21 protein-coding genes are annotated in these 20,897 nt (G+C 67.8%); 9 read left to right on the top strand and 12 right to left on the bottom strand.

The window, feature by feature from the left end:
- Positions 1–96: 96 nt before the first annotated feature.
- Entirely contained in the window at positions 97–1,503 is a 1,407-nt protein-coding gene (locus ACQP0U_RS20355) for a PLP-dependent aminotransferase family protein (protein WP_433320974.1), read from the top strand.
- Between the two features lie 131 nt (positions 1,504–1,634).
- Here ACQP0U_RS20355 and ACQP0U_RS20350 read toward each other — a convergent pair whose 3' ends face one another.
- From ACQP0U_RS20350 to ACQP0U_RS20335, 4 genes are all read right to left on the bottom strand, one after another.
- Positions 1,635–2,975 (bottom strand): carbohydrate-binding protein, encoded by a 1,341-nt coding sequence (locus tag ACQP0U_RS20350; protein WP_433309331.1) that lies wholly within the window; start codon positions 2,973–2,975, stop codon positions 1,635–1,637.
- 169 nt (positions 2,976–3,144) lie between these two features.
- Positions 3,145–3,825: a GOLPH3/VPS74 family protein gene (locus ACQP0U_RS20345; protein WP_433309329.1), complete on the bottom strand. Its 681-nt coding sequence runs from the start codon at positions 3,823–3,825 to the stop codon at positions 3,145–3,147.
- Positions 3,822–4,541, bottom strand: coding sequence for a hypothetical protein (locus tag ACQP0U_RS20340; protein WP_433309327.1), 720 nt, complete (start codon positions 4,539–4,541; stop codon positions 3,822–3,824). The genes ACQP0U_RS20345 and ACQP0U_RS20340 overlap by 4 nt, the downstream gene beginning before the upstream one ends.
- A 26-nt stretch (positions 4,542–4,567) precedes the next feature.
- Positions 4,568–5,449, bottom strand: a complete 882-nt coding sequence (locus ACQP0U_RS20335; protein ID WP_433309325.1) for an ABC transporter ATP-binding protein — start codon at positions 5,447–5,449, stop codon at positions 4,568–4,570.
- Between the two features lie 108 nt (positions 5,450–5,557).
- Between ACQP0U_RS20335 and ACQP0U_RS20330 the strand changes: the two genes are divergently transcribed.
- The 4 genes from ACQP0U_RS20330 to ACQP0U_RS20315 all read left to right on the top strand — a co-directional run bounded on the left by ACQP0U_RS20330 (position 5,558) and on the right by ACQP0U_RS20315 (position 8,056).
- Complete coding sequence (locus ACQP0U_RS20330; protein ID WP_433309323.1) at positions 5,558–6,712, top strand: sensor histidine kinase; 1,155 nt, start codon at positions 5,558–5,560, stop codon at positions 6,710–6,712.
- The gene (locus tag ACQP0U_RS20325) at positions 6,709–7,311 is read left to right on the top strand and encodes a response regulator transcription factor (protein ID WP_433309321.1); all 603 of its coding nucleotides are present in this window, start codon (positions 6,709–6,711) and stop codon (positions 7,309–7,311) included. Before ACQP0U_RS20330 ends, ACQP0U_RS20325 begins: the two co-directional genes overlap by 4 nt.
- A gap of 17 nt (positions 7,312–7,328) precedes the next feature.
- On the top strand, positions 7,329–7,529 hold the full coding sequence (locus ACQP0U_RS20320) for a hypothetical protein (protein WP_433309319.1): 201 nt from the start codon (positions 7,329–7,331) through the stop codon (positions 7,527–7,529).
- Between the two features lie 107 nt (positions 7,530–7,636).
- Positions 7,637–8,056: a helix-turn-helix domain-containing protein gene (locus ACQP0U_RS20315; RefSeq protein ID WP_433309317.1), complete on the top strand. Its 420-nt coding sequence runs from the start codon at positions 7,637–7,639 to the stop codon at positions 8,054–8,056.
- Positions 8,057–8,218: 162 nt separating this feature from the next.
- Here the strand turns inward: ACQP0U_RS20315 and ACQP0U_RS20310 are convergent, their stop codons facing one another.
- Together ACQP0U_RS20310 and ACQP0U_RS20305 are read right to left on the bottom strand one after the other, a co-directional pair.
- Positions 8,219–9,547, bottom strand: a complete 1,329-nt coding sequence (locus tag ACQP0U_RS20310) for a ricin-type beta-trefoil lectin domain protein (protein ID WP_433309315.1) — start codon at positions 9,545–9,547, stop codon at positions 8,219–8,221.
- 142 nt (positions 9,548–9,689) lie between these two features.
- Positions 9,690–12,122: a non-reducing end alpha-L-arabinofuranosidase family hydrolase gene (locus tag ACQP0U_RS20305; protein ID WP_433309313.1), complete on the bottom strand. Its 2,433-nt coding sequence runs from the start codon at positions 12,120–12,122 to the stop codon at positions 9,690–9,692.
- Between the two features lie 633 nt (positions 12,123–12,755).
- On the opposite strand from ACQP0U_RS20305, the gene ACQP0U_RS20300 reads away from it, so the two are divergent.
- A complete protein-coding gene (locus ACQP0U_RS20300) occupies positions 12,756–13,988 on the top strand; it encodes a S1 family peptidase (protein ID WP_433309312.1) in 1,233 nt (410 codons plus the stop codon).
- A gap of 65 nt (positions 13,989–14,053) precedes the next feature.
- Positions 14,054–14,497, top strand: coding sequence for a hypothetical protein (locus ACQP0U_RS20295; protein WP_433309310.1), 444 nt, complete (start codon positions 14,054–14,056; stop codon positions 14,495–14,497).
- Between the two features lie 72 nt (positions 14,498–14,569).
- On the opposite strand, the gene ACQP0U_RS20290 is transcribed toward ACQP0U_RS20295, so the two are convergent.
- Complete coding sequence (locus ACQP0U_RS20290; protein WP_433309308.1) at positions 14,570–15,451, bottom strand: helix-turn-helix domain-containing protein; 882 nt, start codon at positions 15,449–15,451, stop codon at positions 14,570–14,572.
- Here ACQP0U_RS20290 and ACQP0U_RS20285 point away from each other — a divergent pair.
- Entirely contained in the window at positions 15,450–16,499 is a 1,050-nt protein-coding gene (locus tag ACQP0U_RS20285; RefSeq protein ID WP_433309306.1) for a GNAT family N-acetyltransferase, read from the top strand. The two genes, ACQP0U_RS20290 and ACQP0U_RS20285, sit on opposite strands and share 2 nt — an antisense overlap.
- A 263-nt stretch (positions 16,500–16,762) precedes the next feature.
- Positions 16,763–17,344: a nuclear transport factor 2 family protein gene (locus ACQP0U_RS20280; RefSeq protein WP_433320971.1), complete on the top strand. Its 582-nt coding sequence runs from the start codon at positions 16,763–16,765 to the stop codon at positions 17,342–17,344.
- Positions 17,345–17,434: 90 nt separating this feature from the next.
- Here the strand turns inward: ACQP0U_RS20280 and ACQP0U_RS20275 are convergent, their stop codons facing one another.
- The 5 genes from ACQP0U_RS20275 to ACQP0U_RS20255 form a co-directional block, all read right to left on the bottom strand.
- A complete protein-coding gene (locus ACQP0U_RS20275) occupies positions 17,435–18,520 on the bottom strand; it encodes a hypothetical protein (protein WP_433309304.1) in 1,086 nt (361 codons plus the stop codon).
- A gap of 98 nt (positions 18,521–18,618) precedes the next feature.
- Entirely contained in the window at positions 18,619–19,260 is a 642-nt protein-coding gene (locus tag ACQP0U_RS20270) for a hypothetical protein (protein WP_433309302.1), read from the bottom strand.
- A 41-nt stretch (positions 19,261–19,301) separates the two neighbouring features.
- A complete protein-coding gene (locus ACQP0U_RS20265) occupies positions 19,302–19,757 on the bottom strand; it encodes an NUDIX domain-containing protein (protein ID WP_433309301.1) in 456 nt (151 codons plus the stop codon).
- A gap of 247 nt (positions 19,758–20,004) precedes the next feature.
- A complete protein-coding gene (locus tag ACQP0U_RS20260; RefSeq protein ID WP_433309299.1) occupies positions 20,005–20,487 on the bottom strand; it encodes an SRPBCC family protein in 483 nt (160 codons plus the stop codon).
- A 2-nt stretch (positions 20,488–20,489) separates the two neighbouring features.
- On the bottom strand, positions 20,490–20,807 hold the full coding sequence (locus ACQP0U_RS20255) for an ArsR/SmtB family transcription factor (protein WP_433309298.1): 318 nt from the start codon (positions 20,805–20,807) through the stop codon (positions 20,490–20,492).
- Positions 20,808–20,897: the final 90 nt, after the last annotated feature.

Raw genomic sequence — 20,897 nt, 5'->3', positions numbered from 1 at the left:
TCATGGGAGAGTGGTATGGCGGACTCACCCGCGTCGGGGCCTGTGGGCAGGGGAGTCCGGACCGCCCGAACCCTTGGGAGCCGACAGTTGGCCGCGATGCTGCTCGGCCCGACCGCCACGCGGCCCGCCTACCGCCACCTGGCCCAAGCGATCAGCACGCTGATCCTGGACGGCAGGATCGCATTGCACGTCAAGCTGCCGGCAGAACGTGAGCTGGCCGCTGCCCTGGAAACCAGCAGGGCCACCATCACCGCCGTGTACGACCTGCTACGCGAGAGCGGCTACGCCCACAGCCGTCAAGGCTCGGGCACCTGGACCGACCTGCCGGCCGGCCGGACGCCCACCGGCATCACCCGGCTGCTCGGCGGTCAGGACACCGCGATCGACCTGGCGCGTGCGGCGCCCGGACTGGCTGAGCAGACCCTCGTCGACGCCCTCGCACGCGTCGCCCCCCGGGTGGCCGAGCACGCTCATACCCCCGGCTACCACCCGTACGGTCTGTCCGAACTGCGCGCCGCCATCGCCGAACGGTTCACCCGCCGCGGCCTGGCCACCGTGCCCGACCAGATCCTGGTGACCTCCGGTGCCCAGCACGCACTCACGCTGGTCCTGGGCCTGCTGTGCCGGCAAGGTGACCGAGTCATGGTCGAGAACCCGTCCTACCCGAATGCCCTGGACGCCATACGCCGTGGCCGGTTGCGCACCGTGGCCGTCCCCGTTACCGACAACGGCTGGGACATGGAGATCGTCGAGTCCACTTTGTACCAGGGTGTGCCCCAGCTCGCCTACCTGATACCCGACTTCCACAACCCGACCGGCCGCCTCATGCCCGACGAGCAGCGCGTCCGCGTTCTCGGTGCCGCGCAACGCTCCGGCACCTGGCTGGTCATCGACGAGACCCTGGCCGACCTCGCCCTCGATGTTCCCACCCCGTCACCCTTCGCCGCCCACAGCACACCCAGCGGGACAGCCCAGGTCATCACCATCGGCTCGATGAGCAAGACCCACTGGGCCGGACTGCGCATCGGCTGGCTACGTGCACCCTCGCGACTGGTGACCGAACTCGCCGGCCAACGAGTCGCCACCGACATGGGCGGCTCCGTATTGGACCAACTGCTGGCACTCGATCTCCTCGCGCAGGCACAGGAGGTGCGGCCACGCCGACTGGAGCAGCTGCGCCATCAACGCGCGGTGCTAGCCGCCGCGCTGACCGAGTATCTGCCGCAGTGGAAGTGGCAGTTGCCGCCCGGAGGTCTCTCACTGTGGGTCGACCTAGGCGAACCCATCGCCTCGCCGCTGGCCGAACGGGCACTCGAGTACGGAGTGCGAATCGAGGGCGGTGGCTACTTCGCCACCGATCCAGGAATTCTCGAACAGCGCCTTCGTATCCCCTACACAACAACTCCTGACGCTCTGCGCGAGGCCGTGCGGCGCCTGGCTACCGCCCTCGCCGACGGCCTTCCACGCTCGTCCACCATCCAGCGACCGCATTGGATCGCCTGAGCATTGCGCGGGCGGCAGCTCAAGGAGGCCCGGCTATTCGGAAGGGTCCGATGACGGTGCTGGCCCGCTGCCAAACCCCCGCCGCGATCCGGCACGTCGGCGGGGGCCGCCACGCTGCTGGGCCCAGGCCGTCAGCGGCCCTGTAGGCGCTTCACGTTGTCGCCGAAGGTCCACCCCTTCGACCCGTCCCAGTTGGCCGACCAGGTCATCAGGCCCTTGAGGCCGGGCACGGAGTTCCAGGCCTGCGTGACCAACGACGTCGACATGTAGCCGCCGCCCGCCCCGTTCTGCGCGGGCAGGCCCGGGACCTGCTTGTCGTACGGCACCCGGATGGTGGTGCCCTGGATGGTGAGGCCGTTGTTCAGGCACTGCGTCTGCACTGTGAAGCCCTGCACGGTGCCTGCCGGGTACGAGTCGCCGGCGCAGCCGTACATGCTGCCGTTGTAGTACTGCATGTTCAGCCACCAGAGCCGGCCGTTGTCCACGTACTTCTTGATGATCGGCAGGTACGAGCCCCAGATCGAGCCGTAGACCACGCTGCCTCCGGTGACGTAGGCCGTCTCCGGTGCCATGGTCAGGCCGAAGTTCGAGGGCATCCGGGCCAGCACGCCGTCGATGATCCGGATCAGGTTGGCCTGCGACGTGGACAGGGTGTTGATGTTGCCGCTGCCGGTCAGGCCGGTCTCGATGTCGATGTCGATGCCGTCGAAGTGGTAGGCCGTCAGGATCGGCACGATCGTCGCGATGAACCGGTCGGCGACCGCGGCGGAGCTCAGGTCGATGCCTGCGGCGGCCCCGCCGATCGACATCAGGATGGTGGCGCCTGCCGCTTTGGCCTGGCACATCTCGGCCGGGGTGGACACCTTCACGCCAGCGTCCATGCCGTTCTCCCAGAGGACCGTGCCGTCCGAGCGGATCACCGGGAACGCCGCGTTGATCACGTTGTAGCCGTGCTGGTTGAGCCGGCTGTCGGTGATCGGGATCCAGCCGAGGCCGGGGTGTACGCCGTTGGAGGCGCCGTCCCAGTTCTCCCAGTAGCCCTGCAACACCTTGCCGGCGGGCCGCGACTTCACCGCGCAGGTCCCGCCGGTTGGCGGCGGCGTGGTGGGGGGAGGTGTGGTCGCTGGCGGCGTGGTGGGCGGCGGGGTCGTCGGCGGTGGCGTGGTGGGCGGCGGAGTGCCTCCCGAGCACGCGCCCAGGTCACGCCAGAGCGACGGGGTCGCGGCGGGGTTCCAGCCGGCGCCGGGGTGCGCGGTGTGGGTGACCAGCGCCTGGTAGAGCCGGTTGCCGTAGGTGACCTGGGCACCCGCCTGGTAGGTGGTGCCCTCGGCCCAGGCCGGGGCGGTGCAGGCCACCATCGGGACCGCGTTGGCCGAGGGTACGGCCGCCATGCTGCTGGGGACGAAGGCGAGGGCGGCCGTGACGGTCATCGCCGCCCCGGCTACCACTGCGAAAATCCGTCGGCTTCTCATGGCTCACTCCCCAGGCTTCGGCGACCCGTGACCTCCACATATTGACGTTCGTGACGTTTAATATCAAGGGTTGTTTACAGATCCCGGGAAGTTGGGGGAGCGCGGGGTCGGTAGCCCCGGGTCACCCGGATCCTCCTTCGACACGACTGGACCGCTCTGGTCTCGCGCCCTAGCTCCGCGGGAGCACGGTAATGGCCACGATGGCGCTGTTGACGACCGTGGCCGTCACGGTGCGGGTCACGGCTGCCGCCGCGGCGTCGGCACCCCAGTCGCCCCGCTCGAGTTCCTTGGCGCGGTTGATCACCGCTGACGTCCACGGGATCTCACGGTGGAACTGCGGGAGCGTCCCGCTCGCCGAGAGCAGCGCCGCGAGCGCCGCGACACGGGCTTGCGGTTCGGCGCCGTCCACGAGGACCCGCCGAACGTCGGCGAGCAGGCGGGACCGGCGTTCGGTCCTGCCGTCGCGCAGGGCCGTCGTTCGGAACAGACCGAGCACCTTTCGGGGCTCCTGGTCGATGTCGCCTCGTGCGATGAGCCGCTCCAACACCGGCTTACGCAGGTTGGGACCGACCGCGGCCAGTGCCGTCTGCACCCCCCTCGGTTTCTCGGCGAGGTAATCCCACGCCGGGCGCAGGAGGTCATTCGACGGTGGGTGATCCGCCACGCTGCTGAGCCGCCCCCGGTCCACAGTGGTCAGGTGATCGCCGAGTGCGAGGTCCGCGAGGACGGCTCCGCCGAGGACGTAGAAGAGGGTGTTCTCTCCCGCGATGGTCCCGGACGTGGGTTGGAACAGGAGCAGTAGGAGATCTTCCACGAGGGTCGGGACGTCCGACTGAGGTTCGGTGGTCATCGGCGGGGCTCCCAGCGGAAGAGTCGGGTGGCGAGGGCGACGGCGACGACGACCCAGCCGAGCGTGGGCGCGAGCAGCAGCAGGGAGTCGGTGACGGCGACGCCGCCGTTCCAGGCGTTCATGGTCAGTTCGGTGGCCGCGCCGCCGGGCAGGAGTCGTTTGAGCCAGGTGAGGTCGGTGACGCCGGTGATGCCGACCCAGCTGGCCACGGCGATCACGCCGAGGGTAACGGGCAGGGTGGTGACCTGCGCGTGTTCGGGTGAGTTGGTCAACCCGGCGGTGGCCAGCGCCAAGCCGATCATCATGGCCAGAGTGGCGATGGTCGCGACCACGAGCAGGGCGATGTTCGCCGGGTTTCCGGCGACGATGGCCAGGGCGGTGAGGATCGCGGTGACCTGGATCAGGGCGAGGATGACGACGGGCAGGAGCAGGCCGGCGAGGATGCTGGTGTCGCTCGCGGCGGTGGAGCGCAGCCGCTTGAGGAAGAGGTTCTGCCGTCGGGAGGCCAGGGTGGTGACGGCGGTGGCGTAGAGCCCGAACGCGGTGATCGTGAACAGGACGATCGCGGCGATGTACCCGAGGCTGCCGAGGGCGGCGTAGGTCTCGTGCTGGCGCACGAAGAACGCGCTGACCACTACCGGGATGATGAGGCTGGTGATCAGCACCAGGCGGTTGCGGAAGATCTGGATCAGTTCGCTGGACGCGATGGACAACACGGTGATGTACCTCTCCGAAGAACGAATCAACTGTTGATGGCGCGGAAGACGTCGTCGAGCCGGGTCGGCCCCGCCGCCAGGTCCCGCAGTTCCACGTCGTGGTCCTGCGCCCAGCCGAGCAGGAGGTGCAGATCCTTCTGCAGCTCGAAGGTCTCGACCGTGGCCTTACCGTCCGGCTCGACGGCGGCCCGCACCGGCAGCATCGGTGCTGATGCCGGGAGGGAGAAGCGGATGGCCGCGGGCAGGGTGCGGGTCAGCTCGGAGACGGTGCCCTCCCGGTGGAAGGCGCCCTCGTGCATCAGCCCGATCCGGTCCGCGCGCTGTTGCGCCTCCTCCAGGTAGTGCGTGGTGAGCACGATGGTCGCGCCGTTCTCCCGCAGCCGGTCGACAGTCGTCCAGACAGCATCACGGGACTGGATGTCGAGGCCGGTGGTCGGCTCGTCCAGGAAGATCAGCTCCGGGGTGCCGTAGACCGCGGTGGCGAAGTCCAGCCGCCGCTTCTCCCCGCCGGACAACTGCGACACCTTGCGGCCGGCTCGGCCACTGAGGTCGACCAGGTCGAGCACCCGGTCAACGTCGTCGGTGCGTCGGGTGAGCCGGCCGACCAGACCGACGGACTCACGGACAGTGAGGTCCGGGGAGAATCCGCTCTCCTGGAGCATAACGCCCATCCGGGGACGTACCGCTCGCCGGTCGGCGGGGCTGTGCCCGAAGACGCGTACCGTGCCCGAGGTCGGACTCCGGTGTCCCTCGATGACTTCAAGGGTGGAGGTCTTTCCGGCCCCGTTGGTGCCCAGCAGGGCATACAACTCTCCGGGTCGTACCTCGAACGAGAGGTCCTTCACGGCGTGGAAGTCGCCGTAGGTGAGGTTCAGCCGCTCGACTTCGATGACAGGTGTGGTGGACATGCCCCCAATGACAGCGCGGCAGCGGCCGACCCGTCAGTGGCACCACGTCACCACCTGATGTGACGTGGTGTCACTGGTCGTGGCAGCTGGGTGCCGGATACTGGCGTGGTGACCGCGAGATCGCAGCGTTTCACCGAGTCGACGCAGGGAAGGCTGCGCCGGCTCAACCTCGCCACGTCACTGCCGCCTGTGGTGTTCGCCGCGGTGATCCTGCTCTACACCGACGCGCGTACCTGGTGGCACGTCGTCGTCCTCGCACCGGGGGCCGTGGCGGCCCTGGTGGCCTTCGAACGGTGGACGGCCAACGACCTCGCCAGGGTCGCGTTGCCCTGCATGGTCGTAGCGGCGGTGGTCTGGCCGGTCGGGGTCCTGGTCAGCGGCAGCCCCAACGCCTACTGGGGTGTCTGCGCCGTGGGCTCGCTCGCCCTGCGCGAGGTGCGACGGCACCGCAAGCTGGCGGTGGCAGGGCTGTTCACCTACGTCGCGGCTGTCGGCGCGGCGCGGCTGCTGGTGCAGCGGGACGACATCGGTCACGTCCTGGTCACCTACGTCCTCATTCCGACAGTCCTCACCGTCGTCGTGACGGTCTTCACGATGGTGGGCGAGCGGTTCTACGACCTCATCCGGGAGCTCGAACAGACCCGGGAACGCGAGGCGGAGCTGGCCGTGGTCCGGGAGCGCGTGCGGTTCGCCAGCGACCTGCACGACATCCAGGGACACACCCTGCACGTGGTCAAGCTCAAGATCGCCCTGGCCCAGCGACTGCTGCTCCGCGACACCGCCCGGGCGGAGAAGGAGCTGCGGGAGACGTACACGCTCGTCAGCGACACCATCGCGCAGACCAAGGAACTCGCCTACGCGCAACGGCGGCTCAACCTCACCGCGGAGATCGAGAACGCGAAGAACCTGTTCGAGGCCGCCGGAATCCGGGTCCGGGTGACCCGGGAGGCTGAGGTCGATGCCCGCGTCAGCGAACTGCTCGGGCAGGTGCTGCGGGAGACGACCACCAACATCCTGCGGCACGCGCAGGCCACCCAGGTGCAGATCACGCTCGCCGCATCGGGCATCACCATCGTCAACGACGGCGTGACCGCCACCGCGCCCCCCGAGCTCAGGGGACTGGCGGCACTGAGGCAACGGGTGGCAGGCGACGGAGGTGAGCTGACCGTGGAACAGAAGGACCAGAGGTTCCTGACCGCTGCGGTCTTCCCACAGGCCCGGGCAGGCGCGGCACCGACGGTCACGGGGAGGGACCGCCGATGACCACCATCGTGCTCGCCGACGACGAGGCGCTGCTGCGCACCGCCCTGGCCGCGCTGCTGCCGATGGAGGGCGACATCACCGTGCTCGCCGAGGCCCAGGACGGCCAAGCGGCGATCGCCGCCACCCTGCGACACCGGCCCGACGTGCTGGTCATCGACCTGGAGATGCCGGGTGTGGACGGCCTGGGTGCCGTCGCCGAGATCCGTCGCGAGCGACCGGAGCAGGTGATCCTCATGCTGACCCGGCACGCCCGCCCCGGCGTGCTGCGCAAGGCGCTGAAGCTCGGCGTCCAGGGCTTCGTCAGCAAGTCCGCCGAGCCGGCCCACATCACCTCGGTCATCGCCACCCTGCACGCGGGCAAACGCTGGATCGACCCGGACGTGTCCGCGCTCGCCGTCACCGAGGACTGCCCCCTCACCGACCGTGAAGCCGACGTTCTGCGGGTCACCGGCGAGGGCTACTCGGTCGCCGACATCGCCGTTCGACTCCACCTCGCTCCGGGCACCGTCCGCAACTACCTCTCCAACGCGATGCGCAAGACCCAGACCCGGACGCGCCACGAAGCGGCCCGCTACGCACGCGAACACGACTGGCTGTAGGCGCGTACAAGCCGCTCGTGGTCATCCTCGTGCCGCCGCTGGCGATGGTGGGGCTACAGGTTCTGCTCTACCAGCTCGACGCCCGCCGACTGACGTACTACCTGTTCGGCGCTGCCCGTCAGCATGATCGACCACCCCCACCTCATGGTGGGGACGACCAGCCAGAAGTGTCGGTTGTTGGTCTCGACATGCGGATGTCCAGCGGACAAAAGCATTAGCAGTTGTCGATTATCGTGGCGGTGGTGCGACACGTCGGTGGAGGCAGAGGACGCACAGGCGGGAGAGATCAGCGGGGTACCGACCGGGGGGAGGCGTTAGCTAGGACATGGGTGACACTCAACGGGCCGCGCAGGTGGCGTTCGCTCAGTTCGTGCGCAACGCAGTCGACGCCGCTCACGACGAGCATGGCTGGTCGATCAAGCAGGTGGCGGCTCGTAGCGGCGTCGGTCGCTCCACTGTCTTCCGCTGGCTCTCCGGTGACTGGGAGCATCACCCGGAACTGCCCAAGGTGCGGGCGTTCTGCGCGGCCCTGGACCTGCCGCTCGGCGCTGCCCTGCGCGCCCTCACTCCGCTGGCGTACAACACATCGCCGCCGGATGCGCCGGTCGCAGACCCAGTGGTGGAGGCGCTCTTCATGGCCGTCCGTGACCGACTTGTCGATCCCCGCACCACCGCCGCCGAACGAGAGCACATTCGGGCTTCCTTGTGCCATCTCGCGCGCCCACGGTCCTCGCGGGCTGGCTGACGCCGCAGGGATGATCATCCCCAGATGAGGTGTCCGGCGATGCGGGCGGGCCCGGCGTGGTGCCGAGCTCACCCGCTTCAGTCCGACAGATTCAATGGATCTCGCCCCGCATCCGGTAGATCCGCACACCCTCGAACAGGTCGTGCGCGGATTCGACCGTGATCACCCTGCGAGGGCGGCGAGCCGGAACTGTTGGTTGGTTTGTCCGTGGCAGTCGTAGAGCTGGATCTGGGCTCCGTTGGCGGTGCTCCAGGCGTCCAGGCATCGTCCGGACTGGACGTTGCTGATGGTGCCGTTGGAGTTGATGTTCCACTGTTGGTTGGTCTGGCTGTGGCAGGTGTAGATCTGGACTGCGGCGCCGTTGGCGGTGCCGGCTGCGTCGAGGCACATGGTGCCGTACACCTGGAGTTGTTTGTTGGTGGTGTAGGTCCAGGCCTGGTTGGTCTGCTTGTTGCAGTCGTAGAGCTGGACCCGGGTGCCGTTGTTACGTGAGGCGTTGGGTACGTCGATGCACCGGCCGGATTGCGTGCCGACGATCTCGCTGGCGGAGCCGGGTGGGACGGTCGGCGGATCGGTGGGGGTCGGCGTTGGGGTGGTCGGTGTCGAGGGCAGCAATGGGCAGGTGCTGCGGTAGGTGACAACGCCGCTGGAGCTCAGCAGTGGGCAGAGGAACTGGCTGTACCGAGCGTCGTTGTCGATGAACATCTTGACGAACGGCAGCATGGTCCGGACCATCACCGGGTTCGACCGCCCGACCATGAACCCATGATCCGCACCGGCGACCTCCAGGTAGACGCTCTCCGTCGTGGCTGGGAGGCTGTTGTACAGGCCGATGGCGTAGGACGGGGTGACGACGGTGTCCGCCTGCCCGGAGAAGATCATGGTGGGCACCCGGACGTTCGCCAGGTTCGACGACGGCGAGTACGGCGCGATGCCGACCACTGCCTTCAACGACGAGCGTCGGGTGGCTGCGCTCAGCGCGCCACCGCCGCCCATGGAGTGGCCAGCGACCGCCAACCGGTTCGGGTCGACCCGGTCGCGTACCGGGCTCTGCTGTGTGAGGTAGTCCAGTGCGGCGAGCAACTGGGTGCCTCGGGCCGTGTCGAAGTCGTTGCGACTGTTGGTCTCGATGCCGATCACGACGAAGCCGTGGGAGGCCAGCCACGGCCCCATCCAGGCCAGTTCGGCGGAGAACAACGCGGTGTAACCCGGCGAGATCGCGATGGCCCCGAAGGTTCCCTGGCTGGTGTCGGTCGGGTAGTAGATCCTGCCGCCGTTGAAGCCGTACCCGGTCGGGACGCTGACCGAGGTGTTGGCGAATGGGCCGTTCACGGCGGTGACGCTGCTTTGGGTGGGGTCCGGGCCCCGCTGGTACGGGTTGTCAGCGGCCGATGCCGATCCGGTCGCCACGGTGATGGTGAACAGCCCGACTGCGACGGCGAGCCCGGCCGCGGCGAGCGTGAACAGCCGTCCCCGAGATCGGGCGGGCACTCGGTCAGCACGGGTGTTCCCCGGGGGCGGTTGATGGTGTCCGTGTCCTCGCACTATCGGTACCTCCTGGTGGTCAGGTGAGTGCGGGGCGGGCGGGCTCGGTGTCGTGCCGAGCCCGCCCGCCGAGGCGTCTGTCCGGTCGTCAGCGTTGCAGCGTCAACAGACCCGGCCGGTACGGCAGGAGGCCGTAGTCGCCGCCGGAGCTGGGAGAACGCCCCTGGTAGAGCAGTTGCAGGTTGCAGGCGTCAACGGTCATGGTCTGATCGGCGTTGCTGCGGATCAGTTCGCCGTGACTGATGTCGTTGGTCCAGGTCGCGCCGCTGTTGGCCTTGCCGGCGAAGGGGCTGCTTTCGGACGTGGCCTGTGGCGTCCACGTACCACCCAGGTTGGTGGCCGTGAACGATCGGAAGTAGCGCCCGTTCGCACCGATCGCCTCGACGAGCATGAGGTACCGGCTCTGACCCTGGAGTTTGTAGACCTGAACTCCTTCGAACAGGTTGTTCGTCGAGTCGGTCATGATCGTCGTGTAGTTCGACCCGAAGCTGCCCGGGAAGTTCCCGATGGGCGTGCTGGCCCGGTAGATCCTGCCGTTGTCCCCGGCGAAGAACAGGTACATGTTCTGGTCGTCACCGATGAGCGCCTGGTCGATCGGGCCGGTGCTGGAGTTGGAGATGCTTCCGGTGAACAGCGTCTGCGCCGCGGACCAACTGTTCACATTGGTCGGGTCGGTCGACGTCCGGTAGGAGAAAGCCGGCCCACCCCACTGATAGGCCAACACCCAGACGTTGCGCGGCGCGAAGTAGAACAACGACGGCGCCACCGCGGCGAACGGCATCTGATTCTGCGACGCGGACCCCATCTGGTTCCAGTTCGAGAAGAGACCGAAGTTCATCGAGCCCCACGTCGTGCCCGTGTCGTGCGTTGTCCCGTAGACCAACTGCTGACCGTTGTACGGCGCGTGGGTGAAGTCCTTCAGCGACACCCACCCTGACCTCGGCTGCGCCAGCGCACCCGTCGACGACCAGCGGTACGAGGAGGGCAGGTCGCACGTGCCGCCGGTCGGCGGTGGCGTGGTCGGCGTGGTGGTCGGCGTCGGGGTGGTGCCGCCCAGGGAGTTCAGCCGGAACTGCTGGTTGGTTTGTCCGTGGCAGTCGTAGAGCTGGATCTGGGCTCCGTTGGCGGTGCTCCAGGCGTCCAGGCATCGTCCGGATTGGACGTTGCTGATGGTGCCGTTGGAGTTGACGTTCCACTGTTGGTTGGTCTGGCTGTGGCAGGTGTAGATCTGGACTGCGGCGCCGTTGCCGGTGCCGGCTGCGTCGAGGCACATGGTGCCGTACACCTGGAGTTGCTTGCCCGAGGTGTAGGTCCAGGCCTGGTTGGTCTGCTTGTTGCAGTCGTAGAGCTGGACCCGGGTGCCATTGGTGGTCGAGGCGTTGGGTACGTCGATGCACCGGCCGGACTGCGTGCCGACGATCTCGCTGGCGGAGCCGGGTGGCACGGTGGGGGTGGGCCCCGGCGTGGTGGGCGTGGGGGTGGGGCCGGCGCTGTTCAGCGCCTCCAGGGTGGCCGTGTACGCGGCCTTCTTGGTGCCGCCGCACTCGAAGAGCAGCGGCGTGCCGCCGGAGCGCCACGAGTCACAGTCCCGCACTCCCCACACGGTGATCCCGTTGCAGCGAGCCACGGCCAGGCAGTCGTTGACCACACTGCGGAAGCTGTTCGCCTGCGTCGTGCCGGATCCCTCGATGTCCAACTCGGTGATCTGCACGTCCACCCCGAGAGCGGCGAAGCTGGACAGCGTGGTGCGGTAGTTGCTGTTGTAGGGCGAGTTGGCGTTGAAGTGCGACTGGAACCCGACGCAGTCGATCGGCACCCCACGGGACTTGAAGTCCCGCACCATGTTGTACACGGCCTGGGTCTTGGCCCAGGTCCAGTTGTCGGTGTTGTAGTCGTTGTAGCAGAGCTTTGCGTTCGGGTCCGCCGCGTCGGCGGCGCGGAACGCCGCCTCGATCCAGTCGTTGCCGGTGCGCTGCAGGTTCGAGTTGCGCCGGGCACCGCTGTTGCCGTCCTCGAACGCCTCGTTCACCACATCCCACGAGTCGATCTTGCCCCGGTAGTAGGTGGCCACCCGGGTGACGTGGTTCAGCATCGCGTTGCGCAGCGCGGTGCCCTCCATGCCCTGCATCCAACCCGGCTGCTGCGAGTGCCAGGCCAGAGTGTGACCCCGGACCTTCCAACCCCGCGACGTGGCATGGTTCACGATCCGGTCCGCATTGCTGAACGTGAAGTTGTTCTGCTGCGGCTCGGTCGCGTCGATCTTCATCTCGTTCTCGGGTGTCACCGAGTTGAACTCACGGTTCAGGATCGTCGTGTAGGCGCTGTCGCTGAGTTTGTTGGCGGCGACGGCGGCGCCGAAGTACCGGCCAGACTGGGCCGCGGCGGCACCGAGCGTCGTCTCGGCGGCCTGGGCGAGATTGGGCAGCAGCGACACGACCAGGGCTAGAATTATCGCGGCTGTTCCGGAAAGAGTGAGTGTTCGTAGTCGGGTTCGCCCGAGGGGACGGGTCCGGGAAACCATGCTGATCCTCCAGTGGTGGGATAGGAAGTTCCTGTCCAGTGGGGCTCCGCTCGAATGGCGGCGGCCACGACGCTGAGTCCGCCCAGGCGGACCGGGGACCCACGGCAGGCGTACGCCCGAAAGCGAGTCGGCTCGGGCTACCGGACCAGCGGGTGAAGGGTTGCGTCGAGTGGGTCCGGTCGCCCGTCGATGAGGGGCTGCGAGCGCTGGGCTTGTCGGTAGTGGTCGTGGCCACCTGGCAGGTGGGTGGGCCTGACGGTCACGTGAGGCGCCTCCAGTGCGGAGCGATCTTGTTAACGTTCACACTCATCGATGGCTCTCAGGTTGGCAGAAAATTCCAGGCTTTTCAACCGGTAGTTTCGGGCATGTTGCGGATAAGAGGGTTGGCGGTTGGGCCCCCTTCAACCCGAACAAGATCAACAGAATGTCCGGCCGCTTGGGCGGGCCGAGCTGCGCGTTGGCCCCGGATGCCGAAGCGGTCAGGGCGCGGACCGGGTCCGGCGGACCTTCATCGGGTGGCGGCTGATCCGTTGACACACAAATGCGCATCGGCAAATATCGATGAACATCGTCGCGGCGCATGTCACATGCGCCGTATCGGGGGACGTCTGCGCCCCAAGAGCGGGAGGTCGGATGAGACGACAGCATCGACGTTTTCTGGGCGCTCTGGCTACGGCCGTGATCGTCGCCAGCGTGTTGACCACGCCGGCCCCGGCGTCAGCAGGTGATCCAGAGAGCAGCCGCAATGCCGGGCAGGCTTCGGAGCTCGCCCGGGCGACGCCGGTTCAGGTGGTCGCCGCGAAAATCGGAGAGATCGCCGAGCGCAGCTACCGCAACAGCTTCGCCGGCCTGAAGGTCGACAGGGGAACGGGCAGAGTCACTCTCCACGCCACCGATCGCGGGGAGGCCGACCAACTCGTCGGCCGCGCACTGGCCAGCGTCTCGGCCGCTCAGCGCGCTACGACGTCTGTCGACATCCGTATCAGTCGCTACTCGCGCCTGCAGATGGAGAAGGCGAGCAGTCAAATCTGGAAGGCGGCAACCACTCACCGCGCGGCGGGCCTCAAGGTGTACTCGATAGTGCTGCCCAGTGATGGCCGGGGCCTTCAGGTGCGCGTGAACGACCCCAAGGCGGCCGAGCCGCTCTCCCAGGCGGTCGCGGCAGCGGTGGGAAGCGCGATGGCCCCGGCGGACATCGAGTATGTGGCCGGTAGCCCCATTCACAATGTGAGTCGGGAGAGTCCCAGCGCGCCGTACCCGGGCGGAATCCCGATCAGATGGGGCTTCGAGGCCTCCAGCTGGACCTGCACGGCGGCCTTCGGCGTGCGCAACCCATCCGGCACCGAATATCTGCTCACTGCGGAGCACTGCTACGACAATGGTGACGACATCGAGGCGATGGACGGCGACAACATCGGTGAGATCAAGGCCGAGAACGACCTGCACGACGCCGCCATCTTCAACGTGAACACCTCCTCCGGCGTCTGGGTGAACGACGACTACGTCTTCGATGTCCGCTCAGGCCAGTACTCGTGGGACGGCGAACTCGTCTGCCAGAGCGGCTACACCAGCTATCCGAACCGCTGTCAGATCGAGGTCGTGAACGAGTACGTCCAATGGTCGGACGACAGCGGGAAGGTTCGCCGCGGCGTCGAGGGTCATCGGTGCGCGGGGTGCCCCTCGGTGGCACACGGCGACAGTGGCGGCCCGGTATGGTCGATCCGATCAGACGGGTTCGTCGCCGCCCGAGGCATCGTCAGCGCCGGCAGCGTGCCGGTCGAAGAGGGAGTCTCCTACGAGTACATCCTTTGGACCGAGGTGCCCCCAGCGCTGACGGCGCTCGGCGTCTCACTGCAAACGTCGTAACAACGAGATTGGTCGGGCGTGGCGGGCCGGATCCCCGCCACGCCCGGCGTCAAGGAGGCCGAGCCGTGACGAGGAGCGTCGCACTTTCCGCTGCCGTCGTTGGTGCTGCGGGAAGCCTGCTTTCCATCGTCGCTGTTCCGTGGGCCAGCTACGGCGACATCACCGTGCCGCTCACCAGATTCCCCGGATGGGGCGGGTATGTGGGCAGTGTTGTGGCGCTGCATGCCTGTGTCGCCTGGGCCGTGCTCGCCCGCACCGCCCGCCAGGCACTCACCCTGGCAGTCATCGCAGCTCTGAGTCTGGTCGCCGTCGGATCGGCAATCGTCGTCACGCTCGCCTACGACGATGCCTCGGCCCTGTTCCGTGGAGCGGTACCTGCGGTCGTACCCCGTCCGGGACTCGGTGGCCTCGTCGCCGTCCTGGCGATCCTCATCAGCGTCGGTGCGGTAGCGGTCAGCGTCGCGGGCCGGCGCGCGATGGCGGCGGCGCCGGCGAACGCTCACCCGTAGCGCAGGTGGGTGTGCCCCCAGGAACGACGTCACCTGTAGCGAGATCCGTCTGGCGGAAAGTGAGCGTTGACATCAGCTGGGCGCAGCGCGGCTACCGGCGGCGGAGGCGTAACGGGCCGGGGTGGTAGAGGTGTGTCGGCGAAAGTGTCGGGTCAGGTGGGCCTGGTCGCAGAAGCCGACGGTGATCGCCACGTCGGCCGGGGGGATGCCGGCGAGGAGCAGTTTGCGGGCGGCCTCGACCCGTCGACCGACGATGTATGCGTGTGGACTGATCCCGAAAGCCTTGCCGAAGCTGCGGACGAGGTGAGGCACCGACCGGCCCAAGAGGCGAGCGGCGGCGGCGAGGCTGACAGCCTCCACCGTGTGTTCGTCGAGCAGCGCCCTCAGCGCACGGGCGGCCTGCGGCTCCGGCCGGGTAGGCGAAGAAGGCGCGGAAGCTAGGTGGTCGGTGAGTCGTTGCCCGATCATGGCCAGCCGGGCTTCGGCGTCCAGCTGGTCCTCGTCGGCCTCAAGGACTTGGTGGAGCCTGGCGAGGGCTTCGCGCAGCGGACCGTCGCGGAGGGTGGTGTGGTCGACGGCGGAGCCGATCAGACCGGCGGGCAGGAACGCCGGGTCGAGGTACAGGTTGCGTTTGCGGAAGCCGGGCGCGTTGGCGGCGGGGCGGCCGTCGTGGACCACTCCGGGCGGTAGGACAGCGACATAGTCGGCCCCGCTGACCCGGCAGTGGCGGCTGTCGAGGTCGTAACGTATCGCGCCAGCGTCGAGGATCAGCACCGTCCAGGTGTCATGGGCGTGCAGCGGGTAGGCGTAGTCGACGATCTGGGCGTGGAATACCTCGCTGATCCCAGGGACCGGTGGCCGCCAGGCCCGAACTCGACAACCGGGTGGCCGGGTGCCGTCGGCGTCAAGAACGTCCAAGACCGGGGCGGCCGCTGCGGTGGAGGCTCGGCTCATGTCGATCACTCCCGTCAATTTGGCCGCCGTGAATCTGTCCGAGGCGCTTGCGTCGTTCGACGACATCTACAGCCCGCGGATCGTGACCCGGATAAACGATTATGACGTGCGGATCGCCCACACTCGGGGCGAGCACATCTGGCACGTCCACGAGGACACCGACGAGTTCTTCTTGGTGCTGGATGGCCAGTTCGATGTCGCCTACCGCGACGCGGACGGGCAGGAACACACTGTCGTCCTGCGTCAGGGCGACATGTTCGTGGTTCCCAGGGGCACCGAACACAAGCCGTCCTCGCCGGGCGGCTCGATCCTGATGTTCGAACCGACCGGGACCTCCACCACGGGCGATCGCCACGAGGGTGAGGTTCCTGAACACGTGGACAGCACTGCGGGGCATGCACTCGCGACTGCTGAGACCTTGTCTACCTCCGACGTCCGTGGCGGTGGTCGCATCGGCCACTGGGCATCCACACTGGTGACGGCCCGACTGGTCCTGCGGCCCTACGGAGATACAGAGCTGTCCGCATTTCTGCTTCTGGCCCTTGACCCGGAGGTGACGCGTCTTGTGGGCGACGGCGCCCCATGGAGTCAGCAGCGTGCGGCTGACCGGTTTCACCAGGGCCTGGTCGCGCACCAGCAGGGCCTCGGAGTGTGGCTCCAGATTGTGGATCGCAACACCGATGAGCAGGTCGGCGTGGTGGCCGTCGAACGTCGAGCGGACGACCTTGAGATTGGGGTCTGGATCACCCCCGCGCGGTGGTCGAACGGCTACGCCAGGGAAGTGCTCCGTGCCGTGCTCGGTCAGCTTCACACCACTCACGGCCTCGCGGACCTCCCGATCGTTGCCGAGGTCGACAGTCGGCACGTCCGGTCCGCGCAGCTCTTCCAATCCCTCGGGTTCCGGTGCGGAGACTCGGGGCTCGGCCGATACGGGAATCGCGTCAACAGGTACGTTTTGGATCGGCATCGGACGTTGTCCGGCCACCGTTCTGATTCGGCTGGGATGGACTTTCCCAGCAACGCCGCAGGCCAGCAGAGCACCACCTGAGGCGTCCCGGTTGGCCGTACTCAGGGGTCTTCCGGCGACGCCGGTTCACCGAGGAGGACCGAGGGCTGGTCGCAGCGCGGCCGCCGGGTGCGGAATCTCCGGGGTCGACCGTCGCTCCGGGCGGTGACGTCGTTGCGGGCCGGGGGCTGCGAGGTGCGCGGGTGGTGGCCCGCTGTGTGGGCGGCCGCGCACATGCCGATGACGGTCTATGTTGGACGCACGCACACGAGCCGTGAACGCCGGGACGACTGCGGTTGGCGAACGTGCCGACGACGGGACAGCCGTCTCCCGAATGCGGTCACGCAGTACCACAGACTCCGATATCCACCACAATCAACGGGGGAGTATTCGTGGATCAGTCTTACGATTCTGTCACCGCATGGCGAACCGCCGGCGAAGCCCGGGACGCTGCCGGTGCGGTCGCCGCCCTCAGCCCTGATGTCACTCTGGTCTCGCCGATCACCGAACAGTTCACCTTCAGAGGCCACCGGCAGGTACGCACCTTGCTCGAAGTGGCTCTGGTCGCGATCGATGACATCACCTACACCGACCAGGTCGCCGAGGGCCGTACCGTGGCGCTCTTCTACGAGGCACGGGTCGGCGCGACGCGTCTCTACGAGGCCCAGCGGCTGCGCCTGGGTGACGACGGCCTGATCAGCGACATCACCCTCTACGTCCGGCCCCTGCCGGCGCTGACTCTGCTGATGGCCCGCCTCGGGCCCGACCTGGCCCGACGCAACGGACAACCGGGCCTGGCCCGGCTGATCCCACTCGCCAGCGGCGCGATGCACTCGATGGCCGCCACCGGCGAACAGAAAATCATGCCGAGAGTCGCACCCCGTTAGCAGCACTTGCCTGGACTGCTCGCACCCGGCGCTGATCGGGCTGCACCGCGCCGGCGGCAATGGGAACGGTCGCCGCCGGCGCGACGCGGGTCAGAGTCGGGAGGTGAAGGTGGCCAGGAAGCGGTGTGGGGTGACTGCGCCGGTGTTGTCGAAGCAGATCACGTCGACGTCGGCGTTGGTGGTGTACGTCCAGGGTTGGGTGAGGTGGCAGTAGTTGCTGCCGGCGCCCTGCGCGACTACCTGGGCGTGGGTCTCCTTGAGGCCGATCTGCGGGAAGGTCGCCAGGTAGCGGCCGGCGGGTGCCAGCGGGGCCACCGTGTTGGCGCCGACGCCGAGCACCGAGTTGTCGTTGGTCGGTCCGCCGACGGCGGTCCCCAGGTAACCGAAGTAGGACGGCGGGCCGAGCGAGCCGATCACCGGCCGCCGGTGGTGGTAGGAGATGACGAAGTCGGTGTTGATGAACGCGCCGGCCTGGTCGTAGCAGAAGACGTACACCTGAACGTTGCTGCCGACCGCGCTCCAGGAGTAGACCTTGCAGCGGCGGGGACCGGCGTTTGGCTGCACGGCGGTGACCTGCACGTTGCCGGCGAGCAGCCCGGCCAGCCCCACCCCGGGCAGCCGCACCAGGTACTGCCCGACGCCCAGCGGGCCGACCGTGTTCACCGCGCCCGTGGAGTTGTACGACTGCGCCACCACGCCGCCCGCCCACTGCGCGTACGCGTGGGAGGTGCCGGCGGGCAGCACGCCCGAGCTGGTCGTCCAGAGCACGGTGAACGGGGTGTCCTCGCGTGTGCCGCCCGGCTTGTGGCACTGCACGTCGACGATCTCGTCGGCGCCGGACTGGAACCAGCGAACCACCTCGCAGTAGTGACCGGTCCGGTTCACCGGGGTCACGTGTGGCACGCCCCGCGAGCTGGCACCCACCTGCGGGAAGCGGACCTGGAACCGGCCGGGTGCGAGCTTGACGCCGTCGGCCCAGGCAGCCGGGAACGCGGTCTTCCAGCTACCCCACTGCCGGCTGGTGTCCAGCACCGTCCAGACGGGCACGGTGGGGTCCTTGACGTACGCGAAGCCCCAGCGGTCGGCGGTGGCCGCGGCGGCCGGTGCCGCGGGCACGAGCGCGCCGGCGGCCAGGACGGCGGCCAGTGCTGCGGTGACGAACGATCGGAGACGCATCTGTTCCTCCAGTCGACGGGAACATGTCGGAGAGGAGTTTGCGCTTGGTTATCTCATGGTCACAGTCGGCTACCTCGTCTTCCGGTGTCGGCTGTCCGCTACTCGTGGCCGAACCGCTCGGCGAAGTTGTGGATGAATGTCTCGGTCGTGCCTCCCGCGAACACCTGCCGGACCGAGCCGAACTTCGCCAGCATGGCGCGGGCCTCGGACAAGTCGCCCGACACCGCCAGGCAAACGGCGAGAGTTCCGTACTCGACCTGCGATTTTGGCCGTCCGAGCAGGGTCTGGATCAGCTTCGGCAACGTCTGGTTGCCAACCAGGAACGGCTCGCCATATGCCGTCAGATCAGCGACCACCTGGGCTGCAGCTTCATCCACCTGTTGCGGCAACGCGACCCACCAGCGCGCGGACGAGACCTCACGCGTCTCCGCGTCCTTGACTAGATCCCCCATGCTTGCGCCCACCTGGCACACCGTGCCCGAGCGATCGAAGAGTTGCCTCTGCAGTTCGGCGACGGCAGTAAGTTCGACGCCAACGTTGGGGCTGAGCGAGACAGCGTCTCGTCCGGCGAGGTTGACGCCGAAGTGGAAGACCACCCCGCGAACGGGCTCGCGTACGAAGGCAACCTCGTCATCCGGCACGAAGCGATGCCGCCGCCATCCACCGGGCGCCAACTGCTCGGTCAACCGGTCGGCGACCCGCATCGGGATCTGGGCGACGTGTTCCGACCTCGACATCACCGAAGAATCGTGACACCCAAAGGGGTCGCGCTGTCGGGCCATCAGATTTGTGTCTGCGATGCCGTTGTCTCTGCTTCGTCGCGACGAGGCAGTCGGGCAGGCTCACGCAGGGAGCGGAGCACTGCCGGCAGGGCGCCGAACACGAGGGGAAGGCCGCCCAGCTCGCCGATGCCGACCCAGGCGATGGCGTCATGCTCGTCAGGTGCATGGTTGGTGGGGGAGCCGACCCAGTCTCCGATGTGCCAGACGGTCACGTGGACGGCGTCCTCCCCAGTGCCGGCATGCAGGTCGCCCAACCGCGACGAGGACTCCGCCACGATGTGAACCCCTAGCTCCTCGTGCATCTCACGCGTGAGGGCCTGTAGTTCCGACTCGCCCGCTTCGACGTGCCCGCCGGGCAGATCCCAGAGATTCGGGTATGCCCGGCGGGTCGGGCTGCGGTGAACCAGCAGGACCGCGCCGTTCTCCACGAGTGCGCCGCAGACGACGACATGCATGACGGGATTGGAGCACAGGGATGGGACAAGCCGGCGCCACCAGTGAGCCCGGATCTGGCACATCGAGGGTCAGAACTTCGATCTCCGTCTCCGAGCGGCTGCCTACACCCAGCACATCCGGCTGCCGCCGCAGCATGTCCACCGTCAGGTCCTCACCTCCGCCGAGCGTGCCGGATTCAGCTTCGCCGAGCGGTCCTTCTCGGCGTAGCGGCGTTCGACGTCGGTGCTGACGATGACCGGATGAGGTTCAGCTGCCCTCGGTGAACAGGTCGGCGTAGCGGGTCAGGTAGAGCGGCCAGCCTTCGTCGTGGGCGACGCCGTCGCGGACCGCTGGCCAGCCGGGGCCGTGCCGGTCGAGGTTGCGGTGCTCCAACTCGACCCGGGTGCGGTCGGGAGTTTCGGCGATGAAGGTGACCTCGACCTCGCTGGTGTTGTCGGGGTCGGTCTCGACCTGCCAGGTCGGGCTGATGTCCCAGCTGAACACGACGCGTTTCGGGGGGTCGTAGGCCAGGACCCGGGCCCAACGGCATTCGTCGCCGTCGGCGCTACGATCGTAGATATGGCCGCCGACCCTTGGTTCGAAGATGGTCTCGGCGGTCCCGGCGCTGAGCAGGGTGTGCTCGCGCGGTTTGAAGTCGCCGAACCGTTCGGTGAACACGGTGAAGGCTCGCTCGATCGGCGCCTGCACGATGACGTGCCGGCGGACGACGACCTCAGCGGTCTCAGTCATGGCTACTCCTCAGTGGGTTGCTCGGCGGCGTCCTGAAAGCCTTCGAGGGCGCGGCTCCAGTACGTGTCGAGTTGGTCGCGAAGGGCGGCGACGCCCGCCGGGTTGAGCCGGTAGACCCGGCGGGTCCCGGCGGCGCGGTCGGTGACGAGGCCGGCGTCTTTGAGCACTCGGAGATGTTGGGAGACGGCCGGCCTGCTGATCGGCAGGACTTCGGCGAGTTCGCCGACGGCGCGGGGTCGTTCGGCCAGGCAGGCGACGATGGCGCGTCTCGTTGGATCGCCGAGCGCGTCCCATCCATCATCGGCTTGGTAAGTCACCACGAACGGTAAGCTATTACTTACCGAGAACGCGAGTCAAGAGTGCCACCCGAGCGATGACCACCACTGTTCGCCTGACCGACGACTCGGTGT

The sequence above is a fragment of the Micromonospora sp. CA-269861 genome (assembly GCF_050948505.1).
In the GTDB taxonomy this organism is placed as follows: Bacteria; Actinomycetota; Actinomycetes; order Mycobacteriales; family Micromonosporaceae; genus Micromonospora.
This window is presented reverse-complemented; position numbering and strand designations above follow the sequence as displayed.